This is a genomic window from Acidobacteriota bacterium (assembly GCA_034211275.1).
Lineage (GTDB): Bacteria > Acidobacteriota > Thermoanaerobaculia > Multivoradales > JAHZIX01 > JAGQSE01.
In genome coordinates this window covers 1-2,636 of record JAXHTF010000349.1, presented here as the reverse complement: position 1 = coordinate 2,636, position 2,636 = coordinate 1, and the positions used below count along the sequence as shown (strand labels likewise).

The window sequence follows — 2,636 nt, the reverse complement described above, 5'->3', positions numbered from 1 at the left end:
GATGAGGCCGTCCATCAGCCGCTGGGTCTCGGTCTCCAGCCGCTCCCCCAGGGCCTCCATGGCCTTCTTCTTGTCCCCCCGGGAGGGCCGGCTGCTGTCGAGAACGGCGCGGTCCGCCGCCGCCCGGGCCAGGTAGGCGGTGAGGCTGTCCACGGCGCGGTGGAAGATCTCCCGATTGCGCTCGTTCCAGGCTCGCGCCAGCTGCGCCATCACCGGCGCTTCCTCCTCCGGCAGCATCTGCGCCACCCGGTCGAGGAGGATTCCTTCTTGTACCCAGCAGCGGGTGAAGGCGTCGAGGGAGAGCACGTCCTGGACGATGGGCCAGAAGGCCACGTGATGCTTCCAGGCCTCCACCACCCGCCGCGCCGCCTCCGACCCCGGGGCTACCGCTCCGGTCTGGTTGAGCAGCAGGAGCACCGGCCGGCCGATCCAGGTCAGCAGGTCGAGCTCGTGGCGCACGTAGCCCGCCTCCGCCGGCTCCTCGGCGGCGTTGACCAGGTAGAGCACGGCGTTGGCGTGGTCGCGGATATTGCGCGCCGCTTGTTGGCTGCTCCACAGTCCGCGGTCGGCGATGCGATCCCACACTTGGGAGAGCAACCATCCCAGCGGCTTGTCCAGATCCCGCAGCCGGCGCATCAGCCGGGCGGTGTCGCCGAAGCCCGGGGTATCCCACAGCACCAGCTTGGCATCACCCTGCTCGGTCTCCGCCTCGATCAGCGTGTAGGCCTCGCTGATCTCGGTGACGTGGGCCTGGTCCAACACCTCTCCTACGTCCTCCCGCAGCAGGGTGCGGGCGAGAGTGGTCTTGCCCACGTTGGTGTGGGAGATGAGGCTCAGGTGCAGTGCGCGCTGGTCCTTGGGGGTGCTGGCTTCGAGGGTGCTGAGCTTCCGGGGCGAACCCGAGGACTCCTCCTGGGCAGGGCTGGCGTCGGTGGGGGAGCGGTCGTTCATGATTCGCTATCCAGAGCCCGATGGAGCTCCCGGTGTACCTCGTCGGCGGTCATCTGCACCAGATCCACGTGGGCGGTGCGGGCGCGGGCGTCGTCCAGGACCCGATCCCAGGCCCGGCGCCGCAGCTTCAGACGCTCCTCGGCGTCGGCGGTGCCCTCCAGCTTCGAACGATAGCGGCTCTGGTCCACCACCGCCAGCACCGGACCACGGCCGGCGAGGCGCCGCCGGGCCTGCTCGACGAAGCGGCCGTGGACCTCCGCCTCGGGGGTTTGGGCGAGGTTGAAGAGCACGGCGCAGGCGGCATCGAGGCTCGCGCCCTCGGCATCCTCGGAGAGGCCGACGCCGGCGCCGGCGGGCACGTCCCCGCCGTACTCCACCGCCGGGTGGCGGTGCACCGTGCTGCGGCTGCCGAAGAGATCCAACAGCGCCGTCTGCAGCACCTCCAGCACTCGCGCCGGCGCTTCGACGCTGTAGGGCACCACCTCCACCCGCTGGTGCTCTCCCCGGCCCAGGGCCAGCACCCGGCGGAAGTAGGCTCCAGAGATCTCCACCGGTACCCGCCGCCGCAGCCGGCCGGCGCGCAGGGCCTCGATCAAGACCAGCAGCCCCCGAGGCAGAACGATGACCATCAGGGTGGTGGCGGCGTAAAGATGAATCCACGGGGCGGCGTCGCCGTCGCCGGGGGCGCGCATGGAGGCGACTTCCTCGAGCCCCGGCACTGGGATGGAGAGCAGCCGCCCGGCAGGGCCTAACAGCGTATCCAGCAGGCGGTGGGCCTGCTGAGCGTCGAGGAAGGTGCTCTCCCAGGTGGCGCGGTATTCGTAGATCAGCCCGCGGCCGTACATCCCCACCATCATCCCCAGCGCCAGCACCATCGCCGCCAGGTGCATCAGCCGCCGCGCCCGCGACTCCACCAGCGGCCGGGACGCACCGCGCCAAGCGTTGAGGTAGTAGGACACCGCCCGTGCCACCACCGAGGCTTTCTCCTGAGATTCCCGCCGCAGCTGGCCGACGGCGCGGCGCAGGTAGCCGAGGGTGAAGAGGGGCGCCAGCAAGCGGGCGAAGCCTTGCCCCGGAGCGCTCTTGCGCCCCCGCAGCAGCCACACCAGGAGGAAGCCCACGTACATCAGCAGATTCCAGCCCAGGGCCAACAGCAGCGGTGCGCTCAGCAGATTGACATGGCGGGCCGGGCCCAGGGCGCTGGTGGAAAGCCCCACCACCGCCGCCACCGCCATCACCGGCAACCCCAGCCCGGCCCCCAGCCGGGTCACCCGCCGCACGCCGGAAAGCATCGGCGCCTGGGCGTCGAGCTCCGGTACCAACCGCTCGGCGCGGGCCGCCGCCACCTTCGCGGCGGCCTGGGGAGTCGAGGGCTTGGGCCCTTCTTCCAACGCCTCCTCCGTAGCCCGCCGCCGCTCCGAACCCTCCAGCCACCGCTCGTCCCCATCCGCCTGCTCAAAAGCGCGAACCAGGTACACCGCCTGGGCGCGGCGCTCGTCGAGAAAGGCGAGGTCGGTCATGGGGAGATTGTACCCGCTGGGGAGAGGGAACAAGAGGGTCTGTTCCTTGGGATGAAGCAGGGACCGCTAGCTCGTGGGCGTCGAGAGTCGAGTCCTGCGGGTGAATCGGCAGACCGATTCATCCTCGGATCTCGCTCTCTCCTCAGGCCGCTGGGTGTCGTGCTG

Annotated in this window: 2 protein-coding genes; both read right to left on the bottom strand. The window is 70.5% G+C overall.

Annotation, left to right across the window (positions count from 1 at the left end; all coding sequences use genetic code 11):
* Positions 1–951 (bottom strand): GTPase domain-containing protein (locus SX243_25845; protein ID MDY7096408.1); only part of this gene is annotated, 951 nt, incomplete at its 3' end.
* On the bottom strand, positions 948–2,471 hold the full coding sequence (locus tag SX243_25840) for a DUF2868 domain-containing protein (GenBank protein MDY7096407.1): 1,524 nt from the start codon (positions 2,469–2,471) through the stop codon (positions 948–950). The genes SX243_25840 and SX243_25845, both read right to left, overlap by 4 nt.
* Positions 2,472–2,636: the final 165 nt, after the last annotated feature.